Source organism: Dietzia sp. IBK-p2-16D (assembly GCF_057773085.1).
The window spans coordinates 1-432 of record NZ_JBYMTL010000078.1; the positions used below are offsets into that span (position 1 = coordinate 1).

Genomic DNA, 432 nt, shown 5'->3' on the forward strand with positions numbered 1-432 from the left:
GGAAATTGTTTATTTTTGATGGTTCTTTCCAATTGAAAATCTGTAAGAGCCGCCACTCGTTGCATTCCATCCAGTATTTGATTTTGCGTGGCGTGAGCATAGACCATTTTATTTTCACCAGAATTTCCATCAAGTTTATCAAACGTTCCATTGAGTAATTCTGCAAATACTTTCTTGAATTCTTTATCATCATTAACACCAGAAATACTGCAACTGCCAGGATCAATTTTGACAGTTTGCATGACATCTTCATTTTCTATTAAACCAATATTGGTATAGCTGGGGCCGATTGCTTCTATATCTAGTAAGAAAGCAAACACTGCAATATTTTCAAAAAGACCTTTGATGGGTTTGGACTTAATTGATTGGCTGAGAAAAATTCCATTTAATGTATCTATATTCCAGGTAAATTTGCTAGGAGAAATAGCTGTG

At 34.7% G+C, this 432-nt stretch carries 1 protein-coding gene; it reads right to left on the reverse strand.

The annotated features are described in order from the left end of the window. Positions 1-432, reverse strand: a 432-nt coding sequence (locus tag AC3DE3_RS17440) for a hypothetical protein (protein ID WP_488370881.1), incomplete at both ends; no start/stop codon positions are given.